Source organism: Kitasatospora sp. NPDC001547, from assembly GCF_042894165.1.
Taxonomy (GTDB): domain Bacteria; phylum Actinomycetota; class Actinomycetes; order Streptomycetales; family Streptomycetaceae; genus Kitasatospora.
On sequence record NZ_JBIAVL010000018.1, the window covers coordinates 99,940 to 125,760 of the forward strand.

Sequence of the window (25,821 nt, forward strand, 5' to 3'; positions counted from 1 at the left end):
GCGGCGGCGGGGTGTCGCGGGGGTGTGGTGACGCGGTGTCGGCGGGTTCCGGCGGATCGGTGGGCCGACGACCGGGGGAGCGGCCGGTGGGGGGCGGCTCCGGCGTGGTGCTGCGCCGGGGGAGCGGCGGGCCGGGCCAGGCGCCGAGGCGGGGTGGCCGGGTGAGCGGCCGCTCGGCGTGGAGCCCGTACGGGGACCGCGTGGAGTTCAGCGGTCCGTCGGTCGGTGCGCGGTGACCGGGGTCAGTGCTCAGACAGGTGGGCGATCAGGCTCTTCGGGCGCAGGTCCTGCCAGTTCTGCTCGACGTAGTCCAGGCAGTCCTGCCGTCCGGCGGCGCCGAACACCTGCTGCCAGCCGGCGGGCACCGGGCTGAAGGCCGGCCACAGCGAGTGCTGGCCCTCGTCGTTCACCAGGACGAGGTAGCTGGCCTCGGCGTCCTCGAACGGGTTAGCCATCGTCGGTTCCTCTCTGGATCGGAGCGTTGCGAGAAGGGGAGGAGCGGGCTGGTCGGACGGAGCCGCGGCTCACGCACCCCAGCCGGAGTCGTCGCTGGGACCGTGGTGGGCGGTGACGGAGACCGTGGACAGGGACTGCCCGGCGTGGAGTTGGAGGCCCACCACGGCGGCCAGCAGAACAGCGAGTATCCCGAGCATCTTGTGGACGCGTACGGCAAGGCTTGGCATCGCGAATTCCTCTTCCTGAGGAGGGCGGTCTGCCCTCTTCGCTCTGAAACGCATCCTGCCGAAGGCTCAAACGTGCTTGGAAGCTCTGACTGTGATCGTGAACACGCAATGCGGGAACCGGAAGCCCGGGCAGATCGTGTCAAAAGCAGACAGACATGATCCAAATCCCACCGGGCCCTGTCAGATCAGTGGTGGGAACTCTGATGGCGGGGACATCGGAGCGCGGGGGCGGGCACTCCGGCCCGCCGCAGCGAACCCCGGCGCAGTTCCTCCCGGACCGCGGGCCAGTCCTCGACCCACGGCCGGCCCGTCCCGGACGGCGACTCCAGGGCGAGCGTCGCCAGGTAGGCGCGCTTGAGCGCGGCCCGCTCGTCCTGCACCCGGCCCGCGGCCTGCTCGATCCGGCGCAGCCGGGCGTGCAACCGCTCCAGCGCGCCCCCGCCCGTCAACAGCCGCCGCGCCTCCGGGCCGAAGCGGAAGCCGGGCGCCAGCAGCGGCCAGGCCGACCGCCACACCCGGAACACCTCGCGGTGGCTCGGCCCCCACTCCCGCTCGGCCTGGCCGAGCCGCTCCAGCGCGGCGGCCTCGGTCGGCGCCGTACAGGTCTCCCGCAGCGCCCGCGCCAGCGCGCCCCAGTCCTCGCCGGGCGCGTGCCGCAGCGCCGCGTGCAGCAGATGGGCCACCGAACCGTGCACCACCGTGCGCGGCCACTGCTCGGCCGCCGCCTCGGCCAGCACCGCGCCGGTGCCGCCCACCAGCACCCAGACCTCCCGCACCCCGCGCTCGGCGAGCCCGGCCAGCACCTGCGGCCACTCCTCCCCGTCCGCGGCCGGCCACAGGCCCAGCACCTCGCGCCGGCCCTCGACCGAGATCCCGAGCGCCAGGTGCACCAGCGGCCCGCCCGAGCGGCCGCTGCGCACCGAGTCGACGAAGACCACCGGGTAGACCGGGTCGAGCCGCCGCCCGCGCCGCTCGGCCAGCTCGTCGAGCACCTGGTCGGTGATGGCCGAGACGGTCTCCCGGCTGAGCTCCACGCCGTACACCTCGGCCAGGTGCGCCACCAGCTCGCCCGAGCTGAGGCCGCGCGCGGTCAGCGAGATCACCAGCCGGTCGAGCCCGGGCAGCCGGCGGGCCCGGGGCAGCACGGACTTGGGGGTGAAACTGCCCTCGCGGTCCCGGGGCACCCGCACCTCGACCGGACCGATCTCGGTGAGCAGCCGTCTGGCCCGGGCGCCGTTGCGGCCGTTGGTGCCGGTGCCGGAACCCGTACCGGAGCCGGAGCCGCGCAGGTGCTCCTGGAGTTCGAGCTCCAGGGCGCCCTCGATCAGCTGCTTGGCGAAGGCCTGGAGGATCCCGCCGTCGCCCAGCAGCCGGACGGCGCCGGAGCCGACCTGTGCGGCGGCGGCCTCCGCCAACTGTCGTACCAGGCGCTGGTCCACCAGACCGGCGAGGGCGGCGGGCAGTGCCGCCGGGTCGGAGTCAGCTCGCAACTGGGGGTGCCTTCCGTCTGTAGGCCGTTCCATGCACCGGTCACCCGCTCCCGGCGCCCCGGACGGGACACCAGGTGCGATGCGCCGGCAATCCCCCGGTCACCGCCGCCGGGTGAGGCCGTGTCCGCGACCGTCACCGTCGGCTCCCCCACTTGCGTGCACGCCCGACTACCGTCAGCCGATGATTTCCGCGCCCATTGGGCGTACACTCACGGCTGTCGGAGCCCGGGGGGCGGCCTCCGAACGGCAGTCGATTCCATCTTGCCGGTTCGGATGCCTGGCGGTAGCCGGTACGGGCATTCGTGAAATCGCAATGCCGAAGCCGGAAGGATGCCCAGATGTGCCCAACCCAGGACAATTGCGCGGAAACGGGAACCCCCCAGCTCTGCGACCGGGGCATCGAGTTCTACCGCATCGCGCTGGCGGAGGGGGAAGCGACCGGTGAGGCGCCCGAATGCCTGCTCGCGATGGGTCTGCTGCGTCCGCTGCCCGGCTCGGGCGAGCGGCTGGCCCCCGTCCCGCCCGACATCGCCGCCACCGGCTTAACGCGACCGATCGAACTCGCCGTCCTGGCCCAGCAGGAGCGGCTCGCCGAACTGCACACCTCCTTCACCGCCGCCGAGCACGCCTACCGGGACGTCATGCGCCGGGCGCAGTTGCCGATCCGGCTGCTGGCCGGGGAGGAGATCAACCCCGCGCTGGAGAAGGCCGTCGCCGGCTGCACCGAGGAACTGCTCACCGCCCAGCCCGGCGGCGGCCGCGCCCCCGAGCGACTGGCCGACGCGCTCCCGCGCGACCTCGCGCTGGCCGACCGCGGCGTGCGCCAGCGCACCCTCTACCAGCACACCGTGCGCTCGCACGGCCCGACGCTGGCGTACATCGAGCAGGTCACCGCCAAGGGCGCCCAGGTGCGCACCCTGCACGAGGTCTTCGACCGGGTGATCATCTGCGACCGCTCCACCGCCTTCATCCCGGCCGGCGCCGACCGGGAGGCCGCGGCGATCCTCATCCAGCTCCCGCCGCTGGTCGAGTACCTGCTCAAGATCTTCGAGCTGATGTGGGACCGCGCCGAGCCGGTCACCTACCAGCAGGGCCACCACCGGCCCCGGCTGCTGACCGCCCGCACCCGTCAGAACGTGCTGCGGCTGATGGTCAACGGCTACACCGACGAAGCCATCGCCTCCCGCCTCGGCATGAGCACCCGCACCGTCTCCAGCCACATCCAGAAGGCCAGCGAACTCCTCGGCAGCCGCAGCCGCGGCCACCTCGGCTACATCATCGCCCGCCAGGGCGTCCTCGACGAACCCCTCGACGAACTCTGAGGGTCGGTGCCGCGGACCGGGGAGCCCGGGGGCCGACGGCACGACGGAGCGGGCCCGGCGGAACCACCGCCGGGCCCGCTCCGTCGTGGTGCGGGGGAGAAACCCGCCCCCGAGGTGGTCGGTGCCGGGGGCATCCGGGCACCTCCTGCGCGAGTGGTCCGTCGAGGCCGTCGGCCCCGCGGCCCGGGCCTCGCCCGTACCGGTGGGCACCGATGTTCAGCGGGGCGGGGTCGGCCCTTATGACAACGGCATTGACGTGTGGCGGCACCGCCGGTTTCATGGCTGCACTTCCCGCCCGCGTCACCCCCCTGCGACCGGTGCGGGCGTTCCCCCACACGCGCACCCCACGACCAAGGCGGTGATCCGTTGGCATCGACGGTGAAGGACACGGGCGGCGGCCCGAGAAGCGATGCGCGAGGCTCCCACGTCGCGATGCGCAAGTCGCTCGGCCTGCTGGACGGAGCGGCGATCGCCGCCTCCAGCACGGCCGCCACCAGCAGCATCGGGATCGGCCTGGGCCTGATGGCCGGGGTGGTCGGCCTGCACCTCCCGGCGATCATGCTGCTGGCCTTCCTGCCGGTGCTCGCCATCGCCGGCGGGTACGGGCGGCTGAACGCCGTCGAGCCGGACGCGGGCAGCAGCTACCGGTGGGTCGGGCGCACCCTCAGCCCCTGGCTGGGCTTCCTGACCGGGTGGGTGAACACCGTGGGGACCGTGGTCTTCATGGCGTACACCACGACCGTCACCGGCTCCTCGGTCATCCAACTGCTCGACGAGGCCCACGTGCGCAGCGTCGCCGGGCTGCGGCTGGACGCCGACTCGACCGTCCAGTGCACCCTGCTGGGCCTGGTGGTGCTGGTGGGCGCCGCGGTGGTCGCGGTGCGCGGGCTGGACCTGGCGGCGCGGCTGCAGAAGGCGCTGCTGGTCTTCGAGTACGTCGTGCTGCTCGGCTTCTGCGGCTACGGGCTGTTCGCCGGCGACCAGCCGTTCTCGCTCCAGTGGTACAACCCCTTCGACATCCCCTCCTTCGACGCGGTCGCGCAGGGCATGGTGCTGGCGGTGTTCTGCTACTGGGGCTTCGAGTCGGTGTTCAGCGTCGGCGAGGAGGTGCGCGACCCGCGGGACGCCTCCCGCGGCGGCCTGCTGGCCCTGGTGGTGATGCTGGCGCTGTTCCTGCTCGCCGGCACGGCCTTCCAACGGGTGCTGCCGATCGACGAGTTGGCCGACAACGGTGCCCACGGGCTGACCTACTTCGGTGCCAGGCTCGCCGAACAGCCGCTGGCGGCGCTGCCGTTGATCGCGCTGATGTTCTCCGCCGTGGCCTCGCTGCAGTCCTCGGTGATCCCGACCGCGCGCGGGATGTACGCGATGGGGCGCGACCGGGTGCTCGGCCCGGTCTGGACCCGGCTGCACCCCCGGCACGCCACGCCCGCCGTCGGCACCCTGCTGATCACCGGCGTCGCGGTCGCCCTGGCGCTGGCCTCGATCGCCATCCCGACCGTCAACGACCTGATCTCGGCCGCGGTCAACGCGATCGGCATCGTCGTCGCCCTCTACTACGCGCTGACCGCCGTCGCCGCCGCCGTCCGGTTCCGCCACCTGCTGCGCACCGGTCTGCTGGAGGGGCTGCGCGCGGTGGTCGGGCCGCTGCTGGGCGCGGCGGCGCTGCTGGCCGTCGGCGGCTACCTCGCCTGGACCTTCTACGACTCCACGGACCACTTCGAACTCGCCGCCGACAACGGTTGGTTCGAGCTGTCCGTGGTGATCATGATGATCGTCAGCGGGCTGCCGGCGGCGGCCTGGGCCCGCTGGCGGCGGCGCTCGCCGTACTTCCTGCGGGAGGGCGCGGCGGCCGAGTGACACCCGTACGACGCAACACCACGCACCACCACGCGAGAACGGAGCACCACCCATGACCCAGGCCGATCTGGTCTTCACCCACGGCCCCGTCCACACCGGCGACGCGGCCCGCACCCGGGCGAGCGGCCTGGCGGTCGTCGGCGAGCGGATCGCCGCCGTCGGGCACGACGAGGTCCGGGAGCTGATCGGGCCGGGGACGGAGGTCGTCGACCTCACCGGCAAGCTGCTGCTGCCCGGCTTCCAGGACGCGCACATCCACGCGGTGGGCGGCGGCGCGGAGCTGGCGTCCTGCGACCTCACCGGGACGGTCGGCGTCGCCGACTACCTGGCGCGCGTGCGGGCGTACGCCGAGGCCAACCCCGAGCTGGAGTGGATCACCGGCAGCGGCTGGTCGATGGAGAGCTTCGAGGGCGGCCTGCCGACCCGGCAACTGCTCGACTCCGTCGTTCCCGACCGGCCGGTCTACCTGACCAACCGGGACCACCACGGCGCCTGGGCCAACACCCGGGCGCTGGAACTCGCCGGCCTTACCGCCGACACCCCCGACCCGGCGGACGGACGGATCGAGCGGGACGCCGACGGCATCCCGAGCGGCACGCTCCAGGAGGGGGCCACCGCCCTGGTCGCCCGGCTGCTGCCGCCCTCCACCGAAGCCGACCGCCTCGACGGGCTGCTGCGCGCCCAGCGGCTGCTGCACTCGCTCGGCATCACCGGCTGGCAGGACGCGTTGCTCGGCGAGTTCAACGGCATGGCGGACCCGTCCGGCGCCTACCTGGCCGCCGCCCGCTCCGGCGCGCTGACCGCCCGGGTGACCGGCGCGCTCTGGTGGGACCGCGACCGGGGCGCCGAGCAGATCCCCGAGCTCGTCCGGCGCCGCGAGGAGTTGAGCCACGGGCGGTTCCGGGCCGGCTCGGTGAAGATCATGCAGGACGGCATCGCGGAGAACTTCACCGCCGCGATGACCACCCCGTACCTGGACGGCTGCGGCTGCGCCACCGCCAACTCCGGCCTCAGCTTCGTCGACCCGGCGGCGCTGCGCGGGTACGTCACCGAACTCGACGCGCTCGACTTCCAGGTGCACTTCCACGCGCTCGGCGACCGGGCCGTGCGCGAGGCGCTGGACGCCGTCGAGGCCGCCCGCACCGCCAACGGCCGGCGCGGCACCCGGCACCACCTCGCCCACCTCCAGGTCGTCCACCCGGACGACCTCCCGCGCTTCGCCCGGCTCGGCGCCGTCGCCAACATCCAGCCGCTGTGGGCCGCGCACGAACCGCAGATGGACGAGCTGACCATCCCCTTCCTCGGGCCGGAACGGGCCGCCTGGCAGTACCCGTTCGGCGCCCTCCAGCGGGCCGGCGCCACCCTGGCGGCGGGCAGCGACTGGCCGGTCAGCAGCCCGGACCCGCTGGAGGGGCTGCACGTGGCGGTCAACCGGATGGAGCCGGGCGCCACCGACGGCCGGGTCTTCCTGCCCGAGCAGCGGCTCGACCTGGCCTCGGCCATCGCCGCGTACACGGCCGGCAGCGCCCACGTGAACGGGCACGACGACGCCGGGGTGCTGGCGGCCGGGCGGCTCGCCGACCTGGTGGTGCTCGACCGGGACATCCTCACCGGGCCGCCGGAGGAGATCGCGAGCGCCCGGGTGCTGCGCACCTACGTCGGCGGGGAGCTGGTGCACGCGGCGGACTGAACCGGTCGGCGCGGGCGGCGACGGGCCGCCGGTGGTGGGCGCACGGGGGCCTACCACCGGCGGCCCGCGCGTTCCGGGGCCCGCCGGGCCGTGCCATGTCGTGCCGGTGGGCCGGGCGGGACGCCCGGCGCCTCGCCCCGCCGCCTCGCCCCGCCGCCCTCCTCAGCCGCCGACGGCCCGCAGCCGGGCCTCGGCGGCCTCCAGCAGCAGGTCCAGGGCGTACGGGTACCCGCTGCGGCGCATGTCGGCGGTGAGCAGGTGGGCGGTGGCCGCGATGTGGGGGTGGTCGGCGGCGTCGAGCCGGGCGTAGGAGGCCTGCCAGACCTGGAGGTCGGCGTTCTGGGCGGCGGCCGGGAGGGCGAGCATGGCGGCGTCCAGGGCGGCGAAGCCGAGGCTCTGGTCGACGAAGGCGTGGTAGATCCGGACGGCCTCCGGGTCCGGGAAGCCCGCCGTGCGCAGCACGCCGAGGATCGCCTCGACGGCGGCGATCTCGTGGGTGCGGCCGGTGGTGCGGTGGGCGGCGAGGATGGCCGCCTGCGGATGGGCCTGGTAGCTGGCGTGGATGCGCAGGCCGATGGCGCGCAGGTCGGCGCGCCAGTCGCCGGTGGGCCGCCAGCCCTGCTGGGCACGGCCGATCAGCTCGTCCGCGACGGCCAGCAGCAGGTCGTCGGTGCTGTGGAAGTAGCGGTAGACCGCGCTCGGGTCGGCGCCGAGCGCGGCGCCGAGCCGACGCACCGTGAGGGCCTCGGCGCCGTGCCCGCCGATCAGCCGGATCGCGGTGTCGACGATCATCTCGGTGGACAGCACCACGCCCTGCCGGGTGGGGCGGCGCCGACGCCGTTGCGGTTCGGGGACTACGCGGTCGGTCATGCGGCGAGGTTATGCCAACACCGTTGACATGGGCCAGGGCGGCGGCGACGGGCTCAGCCGTCGGTCGGGGTCGGGGCCCAGGCCCTGCCGTCGTGGAAGTAGCCGGGCGCGCCCTGCAGGCCCGCCGTGCGGAACGGACGGCCGTGGTCGTCCACCGTCAGGGTGTCCTGCTGCCCGCCGCTGCTCCACACCAGGTCGAGGTACCAGCTGACGTCCGAGGCGCGGGTGGTGGCGTCCACCTCGATCACCTGCGGGTCGCTGTTCGAGACCCGGTACGGGAAGTCGGTCGGCGGGGTCTTCCGGGTGCCCTCCCGGCCCGGAGCGGGGAGGGCGCGGGGCTGCGCCGCGTCGAGGTCCACCGAGAAGGAGGCCGGGGTGAGCTCGCCGCCGCAGCCGGCCCCCGGGGTGTAGGCGTTCCACTTGGGGGCGGGCTGGGTGCTGACCACTCGCACGTTCGCCCCGAGCAGCACGACGGGCGTGGTGCTCGAACCCTGGGCGGTCAGCTGGAGGCGCAGGTGGCCGGCCGGGACGGCGTGCTGGGCGGCCGCCCAGCGCTCGATCCCGGCGGTGCTGTCCGGGGGCGGGCCCACCTGGGCGGGGGTGCGGGAGGACAGGAACCACTGGCCGCAGGGGCTGCCCCAGTTGTCGGTGAGGACGGTGACGCGGAAGGGGGCGGGCGCATGTCCCTCGGGGGGCGTCGAGGCGGCCGCGGGCGGGGCGGCCGTGGCGGACCCCGTCGCGGCCGGGGTGGCCGTGGCGGTCGGGGCCGGGTCGGTCGGCGTGGGGACGGTCGCGGCCGGGGTGCCGGTGGGCGCGGCCGTGGCGGCGACGGCCGGCCCGGACGCACCCGTCGCCGAGCGGTCCGAGGTGCCACCGGTGTTGCGCAGGACGAGGACCGAGACCACGGTGGCCAGCGCGGCCACGGCGGTGGCGCTCAGCAGCACCCGCCTGCGGGCGCGGAGGCGCGGTTCGGCGGTCGGGGTCACGGGCTGCACGGTCGTCACCTCCTCCTCCGGTGCGGCGGCGGCGCCCGGCTCGGGCGGGGCCGCTGGGGTCGGGGCTGCCGGGGCCGGAGCCGCGGCCGAGGCCGGCTGCGGTACGGGGGCGGGCTCGGCGGTCGGTGCGGGCCGCGCCGCGGCGGCGGCCGGAGCGCTCGCCGGGGAGGACTCCCGGCGGCGGGCCGCGTCGGCCAGGATCCACCGGCGGTGCAGCTCGACCAGTTCGTCGTCGCCCGCCCCGCAGACCCGGGCCAGCCGCTCCACCGGCGCGTACTCGGTCGGCACCGCGGCGCCGTTGCAGTAGCGGTGCAGGGTGGAGGTGCTGACGTGCAGCCGGGTGGCCAGGGCGCCGTAGCTGCGGCCCGAACGCTCCTTGAGCTCGCGCAGCATCGCCGCGAACTCCTCGGTCTCCACACTCATGTGCCGCCCTTCCCCCACCCCGGCCCGGCCCGGGATGCCGTTGATCCGCAGATCACGGTACCCGTACCCGGGGCGCGGGCCCGGCGCAGGGGGAGCACAGCGGGGCAGGTCAGGCCTGCCGGTCGGCGGTGGCGGCGGAGGCGGCCGCCTCGGCGACGGTGGCGCCGTACAGGCCGAGCTTCGGCCTGCCCGCCTTCGCACCGACGCCCAGCGGGAAGTTCCGGGTCTCGGCGGTGGGCATGTGCTCGCCGTCGGGCAGGACGTTCAGCTGGTCCACGCCGGCCGCCCCGCCGCCGCCGGGGTTGAGGTCCAGCACCGCGTACGCCGTCTGACCGGGCGCCACCGCGTAGGCCGGGGCGCCGCCCAGCCCGCTCGGCACCAGCGGCGTGACGTCCTTGCCGTGGTCGGCGGCCTTCGAGTCGCCGAGGCTGACGAGCGGGTAGTAGCTCAGGCCGCAGGCGGTGGTGCCCTGGTTGCGCACCTCGATCACCCGCTGGGCGGGCGCCTCGGCCCGGGCCGTCACCTTGACGGTCAGGCTCCTGGCCTCGCAGGGGTGGGAGTAGGCGTAGGCCTCACCGCCACCGGCCCCGCCCCCGCTGCCCGGAGCGGAGGCGGCGGGGTTCTTGGGGCGGGCGGAGGTGCCGGCGACGGGCGCCGCGGCGGAGGGGGCCCCGGCGGCCGGGGCGGGAGCGCCGGCGGCCGGCTGGGCGGCGGGTGCGGCACCGGTGGCGGCACCGGCACCGGCCGTGCCGTCGGGCGCGGTGCCGGCCGGGGCGCCGGACGCGGCGGACTGGGCGGGCTTCGCCTCGCCGCCGTCGCCGCCGGACTGGCAGGCGGTCAGGGTGAGGGCGACGCCGAGGGCGAGGGCGGCCGGGACGAACAGGGCACGGCGAGCGGACACGGCACGGCGAGCGGACATGGAGGTTCCCCCGTAACGGATGCGGATGAAGGAGTGGACCGGGCGGCGGGCCATCGGCGCCGACCGCTGGGCAGAACTCTGCTCGGCCGTCCCCCGGTCCGCCAGGCTTCCCGGCCGAGTCGGGACGCTGGAACGGTTTCACCCCCTCTGACCTGCGGTTTCATACCTCCCTGGAACGGTCCTCGGGAACGTTCCGGCGGCTTCCCCGCCGCTCCCGCCGCCCCTGCCGCCGCGCTCCCGCCGCCCTGTCGTCCGGCCGGGCCGGCCGGCCGAACCGTCCCGCCGTCCGCCGCCGGACCTCTGCGACGGCCCGGACGCCGCCACCCGGGTGACGGTGGTTTGGCCGTCCGTCCGCCACGGAAGGACTTCCCGCCGTACCCGCAGCGGCACCAGGTTGTGCCCGAACCCGAGGGGTGGCATGGCGACCGCAGACTCCCAGGGGTCTCCCCGGCAGGCGCGGGCGCTGACGCTCGCCCGGCACCCGAAGCTGTGGCTCTTCCCGAGCATCCTGTGCGGCCTGCTGGCCGTCGTCCTCTCGCTGCTCTACATGGGCGGCATCATCAACCCGAGCGGCCATCTGCACCGGCTGCCGATCGCCCTGGTGAACGAGGACCAGGGCCCGCCGCCACCCGGCCAGCCGGAGCCGCTCGGCGCCCGGCTGGCCGCCGCGGTGGTGGCCGGCACCCCCGACAGCACCGTCGACTGGCGCCGGGTGGACGCGGCCGGACTGCGCGAGCAGCTCGCCTCCGGCAAGGTCTACGGCGCGCTGGTCGTCCCGAAGGGCTTCAGCGCCGACGTCACCGCGCTGGCCGCCGGCGGCGCCACCGAACGGCCGGCCGTGACGGTGCTGACCAACCCCGGCATGGGCAGCCTCGGCGCCTCGATCGCCGCGCAGATCGCCCAGAACGCCGCCCACCAGGCCTCACTGGCGGCCGGCAAGCAGCTGCTCGCGGCCGTGCCCGCCTCCGGCGCCCCGGGCCCCGACACCGGTGCCACCGCCCGGCTGCTGCTCGCCGACCCGATCGCCGTCACCACCCAGGTCGGCCACCCGATCGGCGGCCACAGCGGGCTCGGCCTGAGCGCCTTCTACTACACCCTGCTGGCCGTGCTGACCGGCTTCATCGGCGGCAACATCATCCACAACGGCGTCGACGGCGCGCTCGGCTACAGCGACAGCGAGATCGGCCCCTGGCACACCCGCCGCCCGACCGTCCCGATCAACCGCACCCAGACCCTGCTGCTCAAGATGGTCATGACCGCCGGGATCATGCTGCTCACCAGCTCGCTGGTGCTGCTCTGCTCGGTCGGCGTCCTGGACATGGACGCCCCGCACCAGGCGCTGCTCTGGATCTTCTCCTACTGCGCGAGCCTCGCCGTGGGCCTCGGGGTGCAGGCGATCAACGCCGCGTTCGGCGGGATCGGGCAGCTGGTGTCGATGTTCGTCTTCATCGCGCTGGCGCTGCCCTCCTCCGGCGCCACCATCCCGCTCCAGGCGGTGCCCGGCTTCTACCGCTTCCTGAGCGTCTTCGAGCCGATGCGCCAGCTCAGCGACGGCATCCGGGCGATCCTCTTCTTCGACGCCCGGGCCGACGCCGGGCTGACCCGGGGCTGGATCATGATCGGCGTCGGCGCGGTGCTGGCCCTGCTGTTCGGCTTCGGGATGACCCGCTACTACGACCGAAAGGGCCTGCACCGCTGGACGCCCCAGCCGTCCGACTGAGCCGTCCGACTGAGCCGTCCGACTGACGCGGACCTAGGCCTTCGTGACGGTCACCTTCAGGTGCTTCATGATCGGCTGGTCGCTCTGGGTGCTGTAGTCGCCGATCGCGCACAGCACGTTCAGCTCCGGCATGTACCCGGCCGCGCAGCCGCGCGGGATGTCGTACGGGACGGCCAGGAAGCCGCGCACCGAGCGGGTGCTGCCGTCCCGGGCGGTGCTGGTGACGTCCACCCGGTCGAACTCGGCCAGGCCGCGCTCGCGCATGTCGTCCCGGTTCATGAAGACCAGGGTGCGCAGGTTCCGGACGCCCCGGTAGCGGTCGTCGTCCGAGTAGATGGTGGTGTTCCACTGGTCGTGCGAGCGCATCGTGCCCAGCGCCAGGGTGCCCGGCTCGGGGACGACGTCGGGCAGCGGGGCGGTGGAGAACTCGGCCTTGCCGGAGGGGGTCCCGAAGACCAGCTCGCGGGCCGGCTGCTTGATCCGGAAGCCCAGCGGCAGCCGCACCCGGCGGTTGAAGTCCTCGAAGCCGTCCAGCACCCGGGCCATGGTGTCGCGGATGCGGTCGTAGTCCTCGACGTACCACTCCCACGGGGTGGGGCTGTCCGGCAGCGCCGCGCGGGCCATCCCGGCGATGATCGCGGGCTCGGAGAGCAGGTGCGGCGAGGCCGGGCGCTTCATGCCGACCGACAGGTGCACCATGCTCATCGAGTCCTCGACCGAGGTGGACTGCACCCCGGCCCGCTGGTGGTCCTTCTCGGTCCGGCCCAGGCACGGCAGGATCAGCGCCCGCCGCCCGTGCACCAGGTGGCTGCGGTTCAGCTTGGTGCTCACCTGGACGGTCAGCTCGCAGGACTCCAGCGCCCGGTGGGTGTACGGGGTGTCGGGCGCGGCGAGCGCGAAGTTGCCGCCCATGCCGACGAACACCGTGACGTCGCCGCGCAGCATCGCCTCGATCGTGCCGACGGTGTCCAGCCCGTGCTCGCGCGGCGGCTCGATCCCGCACACCTCGGCGAGCCGGTCCAGGAAGCCGGTGCCGGGCCGGTGGTCGATGCCGCAGGTGCGGTTGCCCTGGACGTTGCTGTGCCCGCGCACCGGGGAGGGGCCGGCCCCCTCGCGGCCCAGGTTGCCGCGCAGCAGCAGGAGGTTGACGATCTCGCGGACGGTGTCCACGCCGTGCTCGTGCTGGGTGACGCCCAGGCACCAGCTGAAGATCGAGCGGTCGGCCTCCCGGTAGACCCGGGCCGCCTTGAGGATGTCGGCCCGGTCCAGCCCGCTCTGGCGCTCGATCTCCTCCCAGGGCGTGGCCGCGCAGACGTCGCGGTAGGCCTCGAAGCCGGAGGTGTGGCGGTCGATGAACAGCCGGTCCAGCGCCCCCTCGTCGGTCGCGGACTGCTCCAGGACCGCCTTCGCCATGCCGCGCAGCAGCGCCATGTCGCCGCCGATCCGCGGCTGGAGGTTCAGCGTGCTGGTGCGGGTGGACCGGTTCAGCGCCATGTCGGTGAAGTCGTGCGGGATGATCGTCCGGGTCGCCGCCGCCTCGACCAGCGGGTTGACGTGGACGATCTGCGCGCCGCGCTTGTACGCCTCGGCGAGCGAGGTGAGCATCCGGGGCGCGTTGGAGGCCGCGTTGACGCCCAGGATGAACAGCGCGTCGGTCACCTCCCAGTCCTTGAGGTCGACCGTCCCCTTCCCGGTGCCGAGCGCGGCCTGCATGGCCCGGCCGCTGGCCTCGTGGCACATGTTCGAGCAGTCGGGCAGGTTGTTGGTGCCCAGCTCGCGGGCCATCAGCTGGTAGAGGAAGGTCGCCTCGTTGCCGAGCCGGCCGGAGGTGTAGAACGCGGCCCGATTCGGATCGTCCAGCCCGCGCAGGGTGTGGCCGACCAGCTCGAAGGCGTCCTTCCAGGTGATCGGGACGTAGTGGTCGGTGGCCGGGTCGTAGACCATCGGCTCGGTGAGGCGGCCCTGGTCCTCCAGCGCGAAGTCGCTCCACCCGGACAGCTCGGTCACCGTGTGGGCGGCGAAGAACTCCCGGCCGACCCGCTTGCGGGTCATCTCCCAGGTGACGTGCTTGATGCCGTTCTCGCAGATGTCCAGGTGCAGGCCCTTGGTGTCGTCGGGCCAGGCGCAGCCGGAGCAGTCGAAGCCGCCGTCCTCGTGGTTCATCCGCATCACCGCCCGCGGCCCGTCCAGGTACGCGCCCTCGCGGACCAGGAAGCGGGTGACGCTCTTGGCGGCGCCCCAGCCGGCGGCCGGGTGGTGGTACGGCTCGGCGTGGGGCCGGCCGGCGGGGGAGGGGCCGACGTCCTCCGTCGGCTCCGGCGGGGGAGTGGTGAGGGCGTCGTCGGAGGTGGTCACGGTGGTCGCCTTCCGTCGCAGGAGGTCGGACACCCGGCGTGTCGGGGTCGAGGCTACGCCGGGTGGTCGGGCGCCGCGCGTCGGGCGGCCGGAGCTGTCGGACGCGGGGCGGTCGGGGCGTTCGGACGCGGGGCGGCCGGGCTCCTGTGCCGGGTGCTCACGCCTCCGGCAGGCTGCCGAGGAGGGCGGCCACCTCGGTGCGCCGGGCGACCTCCAGCAGCGCGCGGGCCATCACCGAGCCCGGCTCCCGGGCGGCGATCACCAGCCCGATCGGCGTGCTGTGCGCCGGCTCCGCCAGCGGAACGGCCCGCATCCCGTGCGGCACGCCGAACACGTGCAGCCAGGCGTACGGCACGATGCTCGCCCAGTGGCCGGTGCGGACGTGGGCGAAGAGCGAGGCCACCGAGTCCGTCTCGACCCGGGGCGTCGGCTCCAGCCCGAAGCCCGCGAACACCTCGTCCAGCACCCGGCGGCCCTGCATGCCCGGGTGCAGCAGGCACAGCGGCAGCCGGGAGGCCTCCTCCCAGGTCGCCCGGGGGTGGCGGGCCAGCTCGTCGGCCGGGCCGGTCAGCAGGACGTACCGCTCCTCGTAGAGCGGAAGCGTGCGCAGGTCGTCGGTGCCCGGCCCGGACAGGTAGGTGATGCCCGCGTCGATCTCGAAGTTCCTTACCTGGCGCAGGAGTTCCTCGGAGCGCAGGTCGGTGGAGAGTTCCACGGCGGCCAGCGGGTGGGCGGCGCAGAACGGCCCGGTGAGCAGCGGGACGGCGCCCGAGGCGGTCGGTACGGAGCCGATCCGCAGCCGTCCGCTCAGGCCGGTGCGCAGCGCGTCCACCTCGTCCCGCAGGGCGTCCCGGTCGGCCAGGATCCGCTGCGCCCGGAGCACGATCCGCTCGCCCTCGGCGGTCAGCCCCTGGTAGCTGCGGCCGCGCCGCACCAGCAACACCTTCAGCTCGTCCTCCAGCTTGCGCAGGGCCTCGGAGAGGGCGGGCTGGGAGACGTGGCAGGCCTCGGCGGCGCGGGCGAAGTGGCGTTCGCGGGCGAGCGCGACGAGGTACTCGAGCTGGCGGAAGAGCATCTAGCCGTTTTCCCGGGCGGTGCCGACGCGGTCGGTACCGGTGGTGGCCGTGCCGGTGTCGGTGCCGGTGCCGGTGGTGTCGGTGTCGGTGGTGCCGGTGGTGTCGACGCGGTCGGTACGGGTGTAGACGTTCATCGAGTCGCCGCGCAGGAAGCCGACCAGGGTCAGCCCGCTCTCCTCGGCGAGGTCCACGGCCAGCGAGGACGGCGCGGAGACCGCCGCGAGCACCGGGATGCCCGCCATCACGGCCTTCTGCACCAGCTCGAAGGAGGCCCGGCCGCTGACCATCAGCACCGTGCCGCGGGCCGGCAGCAGGCCCTCGCGCAGCGCGTGGCCGACCACCTTGTCCACGGCGTTGTGCCGGCCCACGTCCTCGCGCAGGCAGAGCAGCCGCCCGTCGGCGTCGAACAGCCCGGCGGCGTGCAGGCCGCCGGTGCTGTCGAAGACCTTCTGGGCGGCGCGCAGCCGCTCGGGCAGCGCGGACAGCAGCGCCGGGGTGACGCGCAGCCCGTCCTCGGCGACGCTCCACGGCGCGGAGGTGCGCACCGCGTCCAGGCTGGCCTTGCCGCACAGGCCGCAGGAGGAGGTGGTGTAGAAGTTGCGCTCCAGCGAGGCGTCGGGGGCGGGCACGCCGGGGGCGAGCAGCACGTCCACCACGTTGTAGGTGTTGCCGCCGTCGGCGGTGGCGCCGGCGCAGTAGCGGATGCCGGCCACCTGCCCGGCGGCGTGCACCACGCCCTCGCTGACCAGGAAGCCGGCCGCCAGGTCGAAGTCGCTGCCGGGGGTGCGCATGGTCACCGTCAGCGGGCGCCCGCCGACCCGGATCTCCATCGGCTCCTCGGCGGCCAGGGTGTCGGGACGGTACGAGGGCTCGCCCTGGCGCAGACGCAGCACCCTGCGCGGTACGGTCACTCGGCCCATGGTCGTCGGCTCCTCGGTGGTGTCGGTCCGGTCGGTGCGGACTCCGCCGGTGTGGATTCCGCCGGTGCGGACTCCGTCGGTGTGGACTCCGTCGGTGTGGACTCTACGGATGCATCCTCGCGCGTCCGGGGCTTCCCGTGCTCCCCGCGCGCTTCCCATGCTCCATGGTCCCTCCGCTCCCCGTGCCCTCCGGCGGGCAGGTGGCGGCGGCTGTGCGCGGCGGTGACCGCCAGGCAGAGCAGGCCGACGGCCGCCATGCCGGCCAGCAGCGCCGGGTAGGAGGCGTGGCCGGCGGTGCCGGCGAGCAGCAGCGGGGTGAGGAAGCCGCTGGAGGTGGTGCTCTGGTAGAGCGAGGCGGAGGTGGGACCGGACGACCGCGGGGTCAGCCGCTCCACCTCGTGCAGCCCCGCGCCGAGCGTCAGCCCGTACCCGGTGCCGAGGACGAGGGCGGCCAGCACCACCAGGCCCACCGAGTCGCGGGCCGCGGCGAGCGCGCCGAGCAGCAGCCCGGCGATCACGGTGGCCATCGCGGTGAGCGTGGCCCGGGCGCTGTTCGCGTCGTCCAGCCGGGCGGCGAAGGGCTGGGCGACCACACCGGTGGCCAGGGTCAGCGCCGCGACCAGGCCGCTGAACAGCGGCGCGTAGCCGGGCACCCGGTCGGCGACCAGCGGCGGCAGCACCACGTACGCCACGGTGGCGGCGCCGAGCACCGCCGGACTGGCGGGCAGGACGACGTAGCGGAACCGCGGATGGCGGACGGCCGCCGTGCGGTGCGGCGGCGGGCCGTGGCGGCGGCTCCGGGCGGTCTCCGGGAGTCGCCGGGTGGCCCGCAGGACCAGCAGGCAGCCCAGCGCGTGGGCGAGCGCGGGCAGCACCGTCGGGCCGGGCAGCCACTCGGCGAGCACCCCGGAGGCCAGCGCGCCCGCCGCGAAGCCCGTCCCGGTGGCGTACACCGCCCGGCGGGCCGCCTGCTCGGGCGGGACGGCGGGCCCGGAGAGCTCGCGCAGCCAGGTCGTCCCGGCCAGGAAGACCAGTCCGGCCGCGAAGCCGGTGGCCAGCCGGGCTGCGTACACGGACGGCTCGTCCGGCAGCGCCAGCAGGACGCTGGCGGCGGCGGACAGGCCCAGCGCGCCGCGCACCGTCCGCCGCCGGCCGTACCGGTCGGCGGCGGGGCCGCCCAGCAGCAGCCCGGGCACCAGGCCGACCAGGTAGACCGAGAACATCGCCGCCAGCGAGAGCGCCGACCAGTCGGTGCGGGCCCGGTACACGGTGGCCAGCGCGGTGAACTGGTTGGCGCCCCAGGCGGCGACGGCGACGGCGGCCGCCGCCGGAAGCCAGCGGGCGGTGCGGGCCACGGGCATTCCGTCAGTGCTGCCCATGCGCTTTCCTGCCCCGTTCTCCGGCTTTTCGGCCATTCCTGGATTTCCGCGGTTCCAGTGTCGGTCCGCCGCGGTGGGGCGTCAAAGAGGTGATTCCTGTGATCTGATAGGCGGCGCCTATGGCCCCCCGTCGCGCCGAACCGAGGGGCGTTCCCGTCCCGGGGAATTCCGCAGACGGCCCGGTGTTCCCGGAGGTGCTCGTCCCGGAGAGCGCGATCGCGAATTCGGCTCCGGCCTTTACTGATTCGGCTGTTCCGCTCGGCTTGTTCCGCTCGGGTTGTGCCGTTCCGGCGATTCCGTTCCGGCGATTCCGCTTCGGCTATTCCGTCCCGCCCACCGACAGCACCATCGCGCTGGCCGCGCCGGCCGGTGTCTCGTAGTTCACCGTCTCCCCGGCGTGCCGCCCGAGCAGCGCCTTCCCGAGCGGGCTGTCGAAGGTCACCAGGGTGAGGTCCCGCTCCTCCGCCAACTCCGAGATCTCCACCGTCTCCTCCGTGCCGTCGCCGAACCGCACGGTCACCGTCGATCCCACCCCGACCACCCGTGCGGACGGCTCCCCGGCCACCTCGGCCTCCCGCAGCCGGGCTTCCAGCTCGGTGATCCGCCGGTCCAGCCGGGTCACCTCCGACGCCCGCTGCAACTCGTCCGCCGCGTCCGCCCGGTCCCCCACCGGCTCCACCCCGCGCAGCGTCGCGGCCACCTTCCCCCGCTCCGCCCGCAGTTGCGCCAGCTCCTCCTGCACCGCACGCAGGCCCTCGGCACTGATCGGTTCCGGCCCACCGCTCATCCCAAGCTCCCGGGGCTGCTCGTCACACGCTCGAACACCGGCCGCCTCCCATTACCCCACCGCGCGGAGCCCCGGGCAACTCCTCGGCGAGGCCGCCGGAAGCGCGTCATCGGGAGCCTCCCCGCGCAGCCGCGGCCCGGCGGGGCCGGGGGTCATCGCACGAGCGGCCGCGCCGGGACGACCGGTTCGAGGAAGACGCTGGGTGTCCCGTGCCAGGAGACGAGGAGGGCCTCCCGGGCGCGGGTGCACGCCACGAAGAGCAGGCTCAACTCGCTGCTGAGGTCCTCGCGGTGCTGCAGCGGGTCGGTGTCCTGCGGGGTGACGGCGCCGGGCATGGGCAGCAGGCCGTCGCTGACGCCGACCACGGCGACGCAGCGGAACTCCAGCCCCTTCATCCGGTGCATGGTTCCGACCCGGACGCCGCCGGACGGCGCGTCGCCGAGCAGGTGGGCGGGCATCCCGCTGTCTTCCAGGGCCTGGGTGACGTCGCGGCCGAGCCGGGCGGTCCGCACGGCGACCCCGATGTCCGCCGGGCTCACGCCGGAGGCGGTCCACTCCTCGACGCGGGCGACCAGGGCCCGGATCTCCTCGGCCCTGTCGAGGTGGCCGCGCACCTCGGGGTGCGCGCCGTGCAGGGTCGAGTGGTAGCCGGCCAGCGACTCCTCCCCGCCGTCCATGTCGTCCGGACGTTCCCCGGTGAGCAGGGACGCGGACCAGCTGAGGATCTCCTGCGTCGTCCGGTAGTTGATCCGCAGACGGGAGGACCGGCCGACCACCTGGATCCCGAGCGAGCGCAGCGAGACCTTGTTCCCGTAGATCCGCTGATGCGGGTCGCCGGCCAGGAACAGGTCGTCCGGCCCGGCGGCCACGAGCGCGCGCAGGAAGCGCCACTGGACGGGGTGCAGGTCCTGCGACTCGTCGACCACCACGTGCCGGAACGGGCGGTCGCCCCGTTCGTCGAGCGCCCGCGCGGCCCGTACGCAGACCTGGAGGAACGTCAGTTCCCCGGCCTCGAGCAGCTCCTCCTCGAAGGCGGCGACCACGCGCCACAGCCGGGCCCGCTCCGCGGATCCGAGGGCCCTGCCCCGTCCGGTCCGCGGTGCCCGCAGGTACTGCTCGCGGTTCTCGATCGCCTGGGCCAGGACGACCTGCCGCCACTCCTGGTCGAGGAACACCTCGCTGAACTCGACACCGAGCCGGCGGGCGACCCGTCCCCAGCGGGCGAGGACCGCGTCCTGCCGGAAGAGGACCTTCGGCGGGGCGCCGCCCCCGGGGGAGCGCCGGAGGACCTCCTCGGCCAGCGCGTCGACGGTGACCACCCGGACCTTCGCCCGGATCCGCTCGTCCGTGACGAGCAGCGCGAGGCAGCGCTCCAGCTCCGCGGCGAGGTCCTCGGAGAAGGTGGTCAGCAGAATCGATCCGTCGGGCGTGTCCACGGGCAACCGGCGCGCCAGGTGGTAGGCCCGGTGCAGGGCCACCACCGTCTTCCCGGTCCCGGGACCACCGGTCACCCGGGCCGGCCCGCGGTACGACTCCCGGTAGGCGACCCGGTACTGGGCCGGGTGCAGGAAGATCCGCCAGGCGTCGAAGGGGCGTTCGAGGATCTCCAGCAGTTCGTCCGGCCCGGACACCAGGGCGACCCGGCCGCGCGCGTGGGCCATCGCCGACACCAGGCCGCCGACGGGCTGCCCGACGCTCGTGGGGGCGGCCGACCGGGCGTACGCCTGGACGATCTCGCGGTCGATCTCGGCCGGCTCCATCCCGCTCGCGAGGCCGACCAGGACGTCGAACTGCTGCTCCGGCAGCACGCGGTGGAGCGCTTCCAGGTGCGCCTCGTCGGGGAGCAACCGGATGATCGGCAGGATCTCCTCGTCGACGCCCAGGCTGCGCAGCACCTTGTCGGAGCGGTCGGCGAAGAGCCTCCGGGGTTCGTTGGCGGCCAGCACCCGCAGCGAGCGGGAGGCCCGCTCCAGCGCGACGTCGTTGCGGATCTCGACGCCCTGGGTCGCGGCGTTGACCGAGGCCCGGTGCTTGCAGGCCCAGTCGTTGGCCTTGTCGTGCGGAAGGACCTTCAGCAGCAGGTAGCCGTCGCCCCGGTCGGCCTTGAGCACGACCCCGCGCCAGAAGTCGGTGATCCGGATGGTCCGGATCCGGGGGTCCCGCTGGTTGGTGAGCTTCTCCAGGTGCACGCCGGTGTGGGTGGCCTCGGCGAACTTCTCGAAGGTCTCGAAGACCCGCCGCTGCACCGGCTTCTCCAGCGCCGCGAACTCCATCAGGAAGTCCCGGTGCATGCCCAGCGTCGCCACCCCGGCCCCCCTCGCGCCCCTGCACGTCCGCGCGGCCGGGCAGTGCGTTTCACTGTACTGGCCCCGGTGATCACTCCCGGCGGGCCGTCCGCCGGCGGGCCTTCCGGGGTGGCGGTGATCACCTTCGGGGGCGGGGCCCGGGGTGAAAGGGCAGGTAGGGGGCTCGGGCGGGGACGGCTGGGGAGGGACCGGCGGTCGGGGCGCGAGCGGGCGAAGCTACCATGTGGGCAACACCCTCAGCTCGAAAGATGGACTTGTGACTGTCAACGACGACGTGTTCACGGACTGGAAGAACCGCGAGGAGATCGCGGAGTCGATGATCCCGATCATCGGGCGGCTGCACCGGGAGCGGGACGTCACCGTCCTGTGCCACAGCCGTTCCCTGGTGAACAAGTCGGTGGTCAGCATCCTCAAGACGCACCGCTTCGCCCGGCAGATAGCCGGCGAGGAGCTCTCGGTCACCGAGACGATGCCGTTCCTGGAGGCCCTGACCGCCCTGGACCTCGGCCCCTCGCAGATCGACCTCGGCATGCTCGCCGCGACGTACAAGGCGGACGACCGCGGCCTGTCGGTGGCGGAGTTCACCGCCCAGGCCGTCGTCGGCGCCACCGGCGAGAACAAGCTGGAGCGCCGGTCCGGGCAGGACGTCGTGCTGTACGGGTTCGGCCGCATCGGCCGGCTGGTCGCCCGGCTGCTGGTCGAGAAGGCCTCGGCCAACGGCCTGCGGCTGAAGGCCATCGTCGTGCGCAACAGCGGCGGCGACGACCTGGTCAAGCGCGCCTCGCTGCTGCGCCGTGACTCCATCCACGGCCAGTTCCAGGGCACGATCACCGTCGACGAGGCGAACAACAAGATCATCGCCAACGGCAACGAGATCAAGGTGATCTACTCCGACGACCCGACCAAGGTCGACTACACGGAGTACGGGATCAAGGACGCGATCCTGATCGACAACACCGGCCGCTGGCGCGACCGCGAGGGCCTGTCGAAGCACCTGCGCCCCGGCATCGCCAAGGTCGTGCTGACCGCGCCGGGCAAGGGCGACGTCCCGAACATCGTGCACGGCGTGAACCACGACACGATCAAGCCGGACGAGCAGATCCTGTCCTGCGCCTCCTGCACCACCAACGCCATCGTCCCGCCGCTGAAGGCGATGGAGGACGAGTACGGCGTGATCCGCGGCCACGTGGAGACCGTCCACTCGTTCACCAACGACCAGAACCTGCTGGACAACTACCACAAGGCCGACCGCCGCGGCCGCTCGGCGCCGCTGAACATGGTGATCACCGAGACCGGTGCCGCCTCGGCCGTCGCCAAGGCCCTGCCGGACCTCGAGGCGAAGATCACCGGCAGCTCGATCCGCGTCCCGGTGCCGGACGTCTCCATCGCGATCCTCAACCTCCAGCTGAAGCGGGAGACCAACCGCGAGGACGTCCTGGAGTACCTGCGGAACGTCTCGCTGACCTCGCCGCTGAAGCGCCAGATCGACTTCATCGACTCGCCCGACGCCGTCTCCAGCGACTTCATCGGCTCGCGCCACGCCTCCATCGTGGACGCCGGCGCGACCAAGGTCGACGGCGACAACGCGATCCTCTACCTGTGGTACGACAACGAGTTCGGCTACTCGTGCCAGGTAATCCGGGTCGTCCAGTACATCTCGGGCGTCGAGTACCCGACCTTCCCGGTCCCGGCGGTCTGATCCACCGGTAGGCCTGCCCGAGGGGGCGGGGCGATCGAGCAGTACGGCGGGGCGGTGACCGGTTGGTCACCGCCCCGCCGGCGTTCCGGATTCCGGCGGTTCCCGGGCGCGGTACCGTGCGGTGGGACGCGCCGAGCGGGGAGCGCGCGGTGGGAGGGGTGGGGCGGTGGACGGGTGGCCGACGGTCGAGCTGGACCCGGTGCGGCGGCTGCGGGTGCTGGCGGCGTCCGGGGCCGGGCGTCCGCTGTTCGCCGAGCGGCGGCTCGCGGCCGGGTTCGACGCGGTGTGGTCGGTCGCCGGTGACCTCTCCGGTGAACTGCCCGGGCTGATCAGCGGGTTGCGCTCCTTCGAGGTCGGGCCGGCGAGGGAGGAGGACGACGAGGGCGGTGCGCACGACCGGGACAGCCGGGACAGCCGGGACGGCCGGCTGACGGGGGTCGCGGTGAGCGTGATCGGTCACCGGGAGCGGTTCGAGATCGTGCTGCGCAGCGGCTGGTGCCTGATGCAGAGCCGGGTGCTGCTGGGCGGGATGGCCGCCGTGCGGGACGGGGACGGGACGCGCTTCGCGCTGCTCGGCAGCCTGCGGGTGCCGGGTGCCGCGCCGGTGCGGCACCTCCTCGGCGGGCTCGCCGAGCGGCGCGGCGAGGTGCTGCTGGACCGGCTGGAGCGGCGGGTCGCCGAGCGGTCACGGGCGGGGCAGTAGCCGCCGTACGGCTTCGGCCACGGCCTCGGGCCGCTCGTGCGGCAGGTAGTGGCCGCAGCCGGACACGACCTCGGCGCGCAGGTCGTCGGCGGGGGCGCCGGTCGGGGAGAGCAGGGACGGGCGGATCACCGGGTCCCGGTCGCCGCCGAGCAGCAGGGTGGGGACGGTGAGGCGGCGGCCGCGGTACCGGCCGAGTGCCAGGCGCGGGATGTCCCGGACGACGAACCCCCAGTGCAGCCGCTCGGCGGCGCGGGCCGCCTCGGGGGTGCTGCCGGCGCTCACGTACTCGGCCAACTCCTCGGCGGGCCAGGGATGTTCGGCGGTGGTGGCGCGCCGCAGCAGGTGGCCGAGCAGCCCGGGTCGGTGGCGGACGACGCGGCGGCCGATGCCCGGGTACTCCAGCAGGGCGGTGTACCAGAACCGCCAGGCCGTACCGATCAGGGCGCGCTGCCGCGGCCAGGGGTGGGTCATGTTGAGCGCGAGGAGCCCGGTGAACCGCTCGGGTGCGCGCAGGGCCAGCTCGAAGCCCGTCCAGGCGCCCCAGTCGTGGCCGACCAGGCCCACCCGCGGCAGGCCGAGCCGGTCGAGGGCGGCGAGCACCAGGCGGGCGCGGTCGTCGGTGGTGTGGCCGCGGCGCGGCGCCTCGGACCAGCCGAAGCCGGGCAGGTCCAGGCAGAGCAGCCGGAACTCGCCGTCGAGCAGCGGGATCACCTGCCGCCAGGCGTACCAGTGCTGGGGGAAGCCGTGCAGGAGCAGCAGCGGGACGCCGTCCGGGGCGCCGGCCTCGGCGAGGTGGAGGCGGACGCCGTCCGCGTCGACGTGGTGGTGGCGCACGCCGGGCAGCTCGGGCAGTGGGCGGGGGCGAGGGTGGGGATGGGGGCGGGTCATCGGGGTCGTCCTCTCCTGGGCGTGGTCTCAGGAGAGGAGAGGGCGGGGGAGGGCCCGGCAATCCCCGGGGCGGCGGACTTTTTTCCGGCTCACTGCGGTTCGGCGCCCCAGGCGGCGCGGAAGCGGTGCCGGGCGCGGAAGAGTCGTGAACGGACGGTCCCCAGCGGGAGGTCGAGGATCTCGGCCACGGACCTCTCGTCCAGGCCCTCGACGTGGCGCAGGGTCAGGACGGCGCGGTGACCGGGCGGGAGGCGCTCCAGCACGTCCCGGATGTCGGTCGCCAACTCCGGGTCGCGGTCGTCGGGTCGGTCGTCGACGGCCTCCGGCCGGGGGCGCCGCCGGGTGGCGAACCGGACGGCCTCGCGGGCGGCGATCGCCCGGGCCCAGCCGAACAGGGCCTCGGGGGCGAGGAGCTGGTGCAGGTTCCGGACGATCGCGATCATCGCCTCCTGGGCGGCGTCGGGCGCGTCCTGCAGCGCGATCGGGGCGCAGACGCGGCCGACGTACGGCATCAGCAGACCGAGCACCTCGTCCAGGGCCAGCGCGTCGCCCCGCTGCGCGGCGCGGACCAACGCGCCCAGGTCCGGTCCTCGCTCGTCCGCGCCCGTCATGTCGCTGTCGCCCCCCGTCGGCGGTCCTCGCCCCCGGGGACGGTACTGGACGGGGGCCCGGGGCCCGGCGGTGGGTGGGGGTGGAGCTGCGGCTATCTTGAGGGGTCACTGACAGGACTGGGGAAGGTGACGGGGATGGGTGGTCGGCGGGTGCTCGCCGCGGTGGCGGCGGCCGGGGTGTTGACGGGCGTGCTGGCCGGGTGCTCCTCCGGGGGGTCGAAGAACGCCGGCGGGCCGGCTGCTCCCGCCTCGTCCGCGGCGAGTGCGACGGCCGCGGCGCCGACGGGTGCGGGGACGGCCGCGGCCCCCGTGCCCCCCTCGGCGACGGCCGACGCCCCCGGGGCGGGTGCGGCGACCGGCTCGGCGCCCGCGCAGGCGTCGGCCCCCGCCGCCGCGGAGGCGCCGCGCGGGGACCTGGAGGCGGCGCTGCTGGACGACAAGGTGGTCGGGCAGGTGCTGCCGGACGCCAAGGCGATGGCCGGGTGGGAGGAGGAGAAGCGCCGGGTCGACACCGCCGACCACAAGGTCACCTGCACCGGTGCCGCCGCTGCCTCCTGCGCCGGCAAGCCGCTCAGCGGCTCGGTCCGGTTCTCCTCGGGGGACGTGGTCGTCCGCTTCCTGGTGGACACCCTGCCCAGCCGGGACGCGGCGGCGCAGCGGCTGAAGGAGAGCTACGCCTCGTACTCCGCCGGGCCGTTCAAGAAGGTCGACATCCCGGCGCTGGGCAGTGAGAGCCAGGCCTTCCAGGGGCCGCTGGCCGAGGGCGAGGGCGTCGGCATCGTGGTGCGCTCGGGCACCGTGGTGGCGAGCGTGACGAGCGAGGGCGGCCCGGTGGACCTGCCGGCGGCGCGGCGGTTCGCGGTGATGCTGGTCAAGCGGATCGAGCAGGCGCAGGCGGGGAAGGCGCCGGACGCCGGGCTCGGCGTGGGCTGACGGACGGCGGCGGGGCGGCGTGGGCTGACGGACGGCGGCGGGGCGGGCCTCCTCCCCGGTGTTCGAATCGGGCCGACCGGGGCCGGCCCGGGTCACCGCCCCGCCACCGTCGCCTTCCCGGGCGCCCAGGGCGCTGGGCTGCGCAAACGGATGTCAGTCGACCGTGATATGTACCTATCGCATGGCCACCGT

The 25,821-nt window shown here is 74.4% G+C and carries 21 protein-coding genes; 7 read left to right on the plus strand and 14 right to left on the minus strand.

Annotation, left to right across the window (positions count from 1 at the left end; genetic code table 11):
- Positions 1-242: 242 nt before the first annotated feature.
- The 3 genes from ACFY0X_RS28110 to ACFY0X_RS28120 all read right to left on the minus strand — a co-directional run bounded on the left by ACFY0X_RS28110 (position 243) and on the right by ACFY0X_RS28120 (position 2,173).
- Positions 243-455, minus strand: coding sequence for an MbtH family protein (locus tag ACFY0X_RS28110; protein WP_387758642.1), 213 nt, complete (start codon positions 453-455; stop codon positions 243-245).
- 69 nt (positions 456-524) lie between these two features.
- Positions 525-683: a hypothetical protein gene (locus ACFY0X_RS28115; protein WP_387758644.1), complete on the minus strand. Its 159-nt coding sequence runs from the start codon at positions 681-683 to the stop codon at positions 525-527.
- A 185-nt stretch (positions 684-868) separates the two neighbouring features.
- Entirely contained in the window at positions 869-2,173 is a 1,305-nt protein-coding gene (locus tag ACFY0X_RS28120; protein WP_387758645.1) for an IS256 family transposase, read from the minus strand.
- Positions 2,174-2,511: 338 nt separating this feature from the next.
- On the opposite strand from ACFY0X_RS28120, the gene ACFY0X_RS28125 reads away from it, so the two are divergent.
- From ACFY0X_RS28125 to ACFY0X_RS28135, 3 genes are all read left to right on the plus strand, one after another.
- Positions 2,512-3,495: a LuxR C-terminal-related transcriptional regulator gene (locus ACFY0X_RS28125; RefSeq protein ID WP_387758646.1), complete on the plus strand. Its 984-nt coding sequence runs from the start codon at positions 2,512-2,514 to the stop codon at positions 3,493-3,495.
- A 432-nt stretch (positions 3,496-3,927) separates the two neighbouring features.
- Positions 3,928-5,355, plus strand: a complete 1,428-nt coding sequence (locus ACFY0X_RS28130; protein ID WP_387758648.1) for an APC family permease — start codon at positions 3,928-3,930, stop codon at positions 5,353-5,355.
- Between the two features lie 52 nt (positions 5,356-5,407).
- Positions 5,408-7,045 carry an amidohydrolase gene (locus tag ACFY0X_RS28135; protein WP_387758649.1) on the plus strand — a complete coding sequence of 546 codons (1,638 nt, stop codon included), beginning with the start codon at positions 5,408-5,410 and terminating at the stop codon, positions 7,043-7,045.
- Between the two features lie 162 nt (positions 7,046-7,207).
- On the opposite strand, the gene ACFY0X_RS28140 is transcribed toward ACFY0X_RS28135, so the two are convergent.
- The 3 genes from ACFY0X_RS28140 to ACFY0X_RS28150 form a co-directional block, all read right to left on the minus strand.
- Complete coding sequence (locus ACFY0X_RS28140; protein WP_387758651.1) at positions 7,208-7,915, minus strand: TetR/AcrR family transcriptional regulator; 708 nt, start codon at positions 7,913-7,915, stop codon at positions 7,208-7,210.
- 53 nt (positions 7,916-7,968) lie between these two features.
- Positions 7,969-9,333, minus strand: coding sequence for a helix-turn-helix domain-containing protein (locus tag ACFY0X_RS28145; protein ID WP_387758652.1), 1,365 nt, complete (start codon positions 9,331-9,333; stop codon positions 7,969-7,971).
- 109 nt (positions 9,334-9,442) lie between these two features.
- Positions 9,443-10,252, minus strand: a complete 810-nt coding sequence (locus ACFY0X_RS28150) for a DUF4232 domain-containing protein (protein ID WP_387758654.1) — start codon at positions 10,250-10,252, stop codon at positions 9,443-9,445.
- Positions 10,253-10,670: 418 nt separating this feature from the next.
- Between ACFY0X_RS28150 and ACFY0X_RS28155 the strand changes: the two genes are divergently transcribed.
- Positions 10,671-11,972: a YhgE/Pip domain-containing protein gene (locus tag ACFY0X_RS28155; RefSeq protein ID WP_387758656.1), complete on the plus strand. Its 1,302-nt coding sequence runs from the start codon at positions 10,671-10,673 to the stop codon at positions 11,970-11,972.
- A gap of 33 nt (positions 11,973-12,005) precedes the next feature.
- Here ACFY0X_RS28155 and ACFY0X_RS28160 read toward each other — a convergent pair whose 3' ends face one another.
- The 6 genes from ACFY0X_RS28160 to ACFY0X_RS28185 form a co-directional block, all read right to left on the minus strand.
- Complete coding sequence (locus ACFY0X_RS28160; RefSeq protein ID WP_387758658.1) at positions 12,006-14,327, minus strand: FdhF/YdeP family oxidoreductase; 2,322 nt, start codon at positions 14,325-14,327, stop codon at positions 12,006-12,008.
- A 157-nt stretch (positions 14,328-14,484) separates the two neighbouring features.
- Positions 14,485-15,402, minus strand: a complete 918-nt coding sequence (locus ACFY0X_RS28165) for a LysR family transcriptional regulator (RefSeq protein ID WP_387758660.1) — start codon at positions 15,400-15,402, stop codon at positions 14,485-14,487.
- Positions 15,403-16,323 carry a formate dehydrogenase accessory sulfurtransferase FdhD gene (fdhD, locus tag ACFY0X_RS28170; RefSeq protein WP_387758662.1) on the minus strand — a complete coding sequence of 307 codons (921 nt, stop codon included), beginning with the start codon at positions 16,321-16,323 and terminating at the stop codon, positions 15,403-15,405.
- Entirely contained in the window at positions 16,311-17,702 is a 1,392-nt protein-coding gene (locus ACFY0X_RS28175; protein WP_387758664.1) for an MFS transporter, read from the minus strand. Before ACFY0X_RS28175 ends, fdhD begins: the two co-directional genes overlap by 13 nt.
- A 319-nt stretch (positions 17,703-18,021) precedes the next feature.
- On the minus strand, positions 18,022-18,489 hold the full coding sequence (locus ACFY0X_RS28180; RefSeq protein ID WP_387758666.1) for a GreA/GreB family elongation factor: 468 nt from the start codon (positions 18,487-18,489) through the stop codon (positions 18,022-18,024).
- Positions 18,490-18,641: 152 nt separating this feature from the next.
- Entirely contained in the window at positions 18,642-20,795 is a 2,154-nt protein-coding gene (locus ACFY0X_RS28185) for a UvrD-helicase domain-containing protein (protein WP_387758667.1), read from the minus strand.
- 256 nt (positions 20,796-21,051) lie between these two features.
- Between ACFY0X_RS28185 and ACFY0X_RS28190 the strand changes: the two genes are divergently transcribed.
- Positions 21,052-22,494, plus strand: a complete 1,443-nt coding sequence (locus ACFY0X_RS28190; protein WP_387758669.1) for a glyceraldehyde-3-phosphate dehydrogenase — start codon at positions 21,052-21,054, stop codon at positions 22,492-22,494.
- Between the two features lie 166 nt (positions 22,495-22,660).
- Positions 22,661-23,197: a hypothetical protein gene (locus ACFY0X_RS28195; RefSeq protein ID WP_387758671.1), complete on the plus strand. Its 537-nt coding sequence runs from the start codon at positions 22,661-22,663 to the stop codon at positions 23,195-23,197.
- On the opposite strand, the gene ACFY0X_RS28200 is transcribed toward ACFY0X_RS28195, so the two are convergent.
- Together ACFY0X_RS28200 and ACFY0X_RS28205 are read right to left on the minus strand one after the other, a co-directional pair.
- The gene (locus ACFY0X_RS28200; protein ID WP_387758672.1) at positions 23,180-24,085 is read right to left on the minus strand and encodes an alpha/beta fold hydrolase; all 906 of its coding nucleotides are present in this window, start codon (positions 24,083-24,085) and stop codon (positions 23,180-23,182) included. The genes ACFY0X_RS28195 and ACFY0X_RS28200 overlap by 18 nt on opposite strands.
- A gap of 89 nt (positions 24,086-24,174) precedes the next feature.
- Complete coding sequence (locus tag ACFY0X_RS28205; RefSeq protein WP_387758673.1) at positions 24,175-24,696, minus strand: RNA polymerase sigma factor; 522 nt, start codon at positions 24,694-24,696, stop codon at positions 24,175-24,177.
- Between the two features lie 135 nt (positions 24,697-24,831).
- Between ACFY0X_RS28205 and ACFY0X_RS28210 the strand changes: the two genes are divergently transcribed.
- The gene (locus ACFY0X_RS28210) at positions 24,832-25,629 is read left to right on the plus strand and encodes a hypothetical protein (protein WP_387758675.1); all 798 of its coding nucleotides are present in this window, start codon (positions 24,832-24,834) and stop codon (positions 25,627-25,629) included.
- Positions 25,630-25,821: the final 192 nt, after the last annotated feature.

Excerpts from the sequence above, each read along its gene's own strand:
- ACFY0X_RS28110 (WP_387758642.1), bottom strand. The coding sequence starts at position 455 with ATGGCTAACCCGTTCGAGGACGCCGAGGCCAGCTACCTCGTCCTGGTG.
- ACFY0X_RS28115 (WP_387758644.1), bottom strand. The coding sequence starts at position 683 with ATGCCAAGCCTTGCCGTACGCGTCCACAAGATGCTCGGGATACTCGCT.
- ACFY0X_RS28125 (WP_387758646.1), top strand. The coding sequence starts at position 2,512 with ATGTGCCCAACCCAGGACAATTGCGCGGAAACGGGAACCCCCCAGCTC.
- ACFY0X_RS28130 (WP_387758648.1), top strand. The coding sequence starts at position 3,928 with ATGCGCAAGTCGCTCGGCCTGCTGGACGGAGCGGCGATCGCCGCCTCC.
- ACFY0X_RS28135 (WP_387758649.1), top strand. The coding sequence starts at position 5,408 with ATGACCCAGGCCGATCTGGTCTTCACCCACGGCCCCGTCCACACCGGC.
- ACFY0X_RS28140 (WP_387758651.1), bottom strand. The coding sequence starts at position 7,915 with ATGACCGACCGCGTAGTCCCCGAACCGCAACGGCGTCGGCGCCGCCCC.
- ACFY0X_RS28145 (WP_387758652.1), bottom strand. The coding sequence starts at position 9,333 with ATGAGTGTGGAGACCGAGGAGTTCGCGGCGATGCTGCGCGAGCTCAAG.
- ACFY0X_RS28150 (WP_387758654.1), bottom strand. The coding sequence starts at position 10,252 with ATGTCCGCTCGCCGTGCCGTGTCCGCTCGCCGTGCCCTGTTCGTCCCG.
- ACFY0X_RS28155 (WP_387758656.1), top strand. The coding sequence starts at position 10,671 with ATGGCGACCGCAGACTCCCAGGGGTCTCCCCGGCAGGCGCGGGCGCTG.
- ACFY0X_RS28165 (WP_387758660.1), bottom strand. The coding sequence starts at position 15,402 with ATGCTCTTCCGCCAGCTCGAGTACCTCGTCGCGCTCGCCCGCGAACGC.
- fdhD (WP_387758662.1), bottom strand. The coding sequence starts at position 16,323 with ATGGGCCGAGTGACCGTACCGCGCAGGGTGCTGCGTCTGCGCCAGGGC.
- ACFY0X_RS28175 (WP_387758664.1), bottom strand. The coding sequence starts at position 17,702 with ATGGGCAGCACTGACGGAATGCCCGTGGCCCGCACCGCCCGCTGGCTT.
- ACFY0X_RS28180 (WP_387758666.1), bottom strand. The coding sequence starts at position 18,489 with ATGAGCGGTGGGCCGGAACCGATCAGTGCCGAGGGCCTGCGTGCGGTG.
- ACFY0X_RS28200 (WP_387758672.1), bottom strand. The coding sequence starts at position 24,085 with ATGACCCGCCCCCATCCCCACCCTCGCCCCCGCCCACTGCCCGAGCTG.
- ACFY0X_RS28205 (WP_387758673.1), bottom strand. The coding sequence starts at position 24,696 with ATGACGGGCGCGGACGAGCGAGGACCGGACCTGGGCGCGTTGGTCCGC.
- ACFY0X_RS28210 (WP_387758675.1), top strand. The coding sequence starts at position 24,832 with ATGGGTGGTCGGCGGGTGCTCGCCGCGGTGGCGGCGGCCGGGGTGTTG.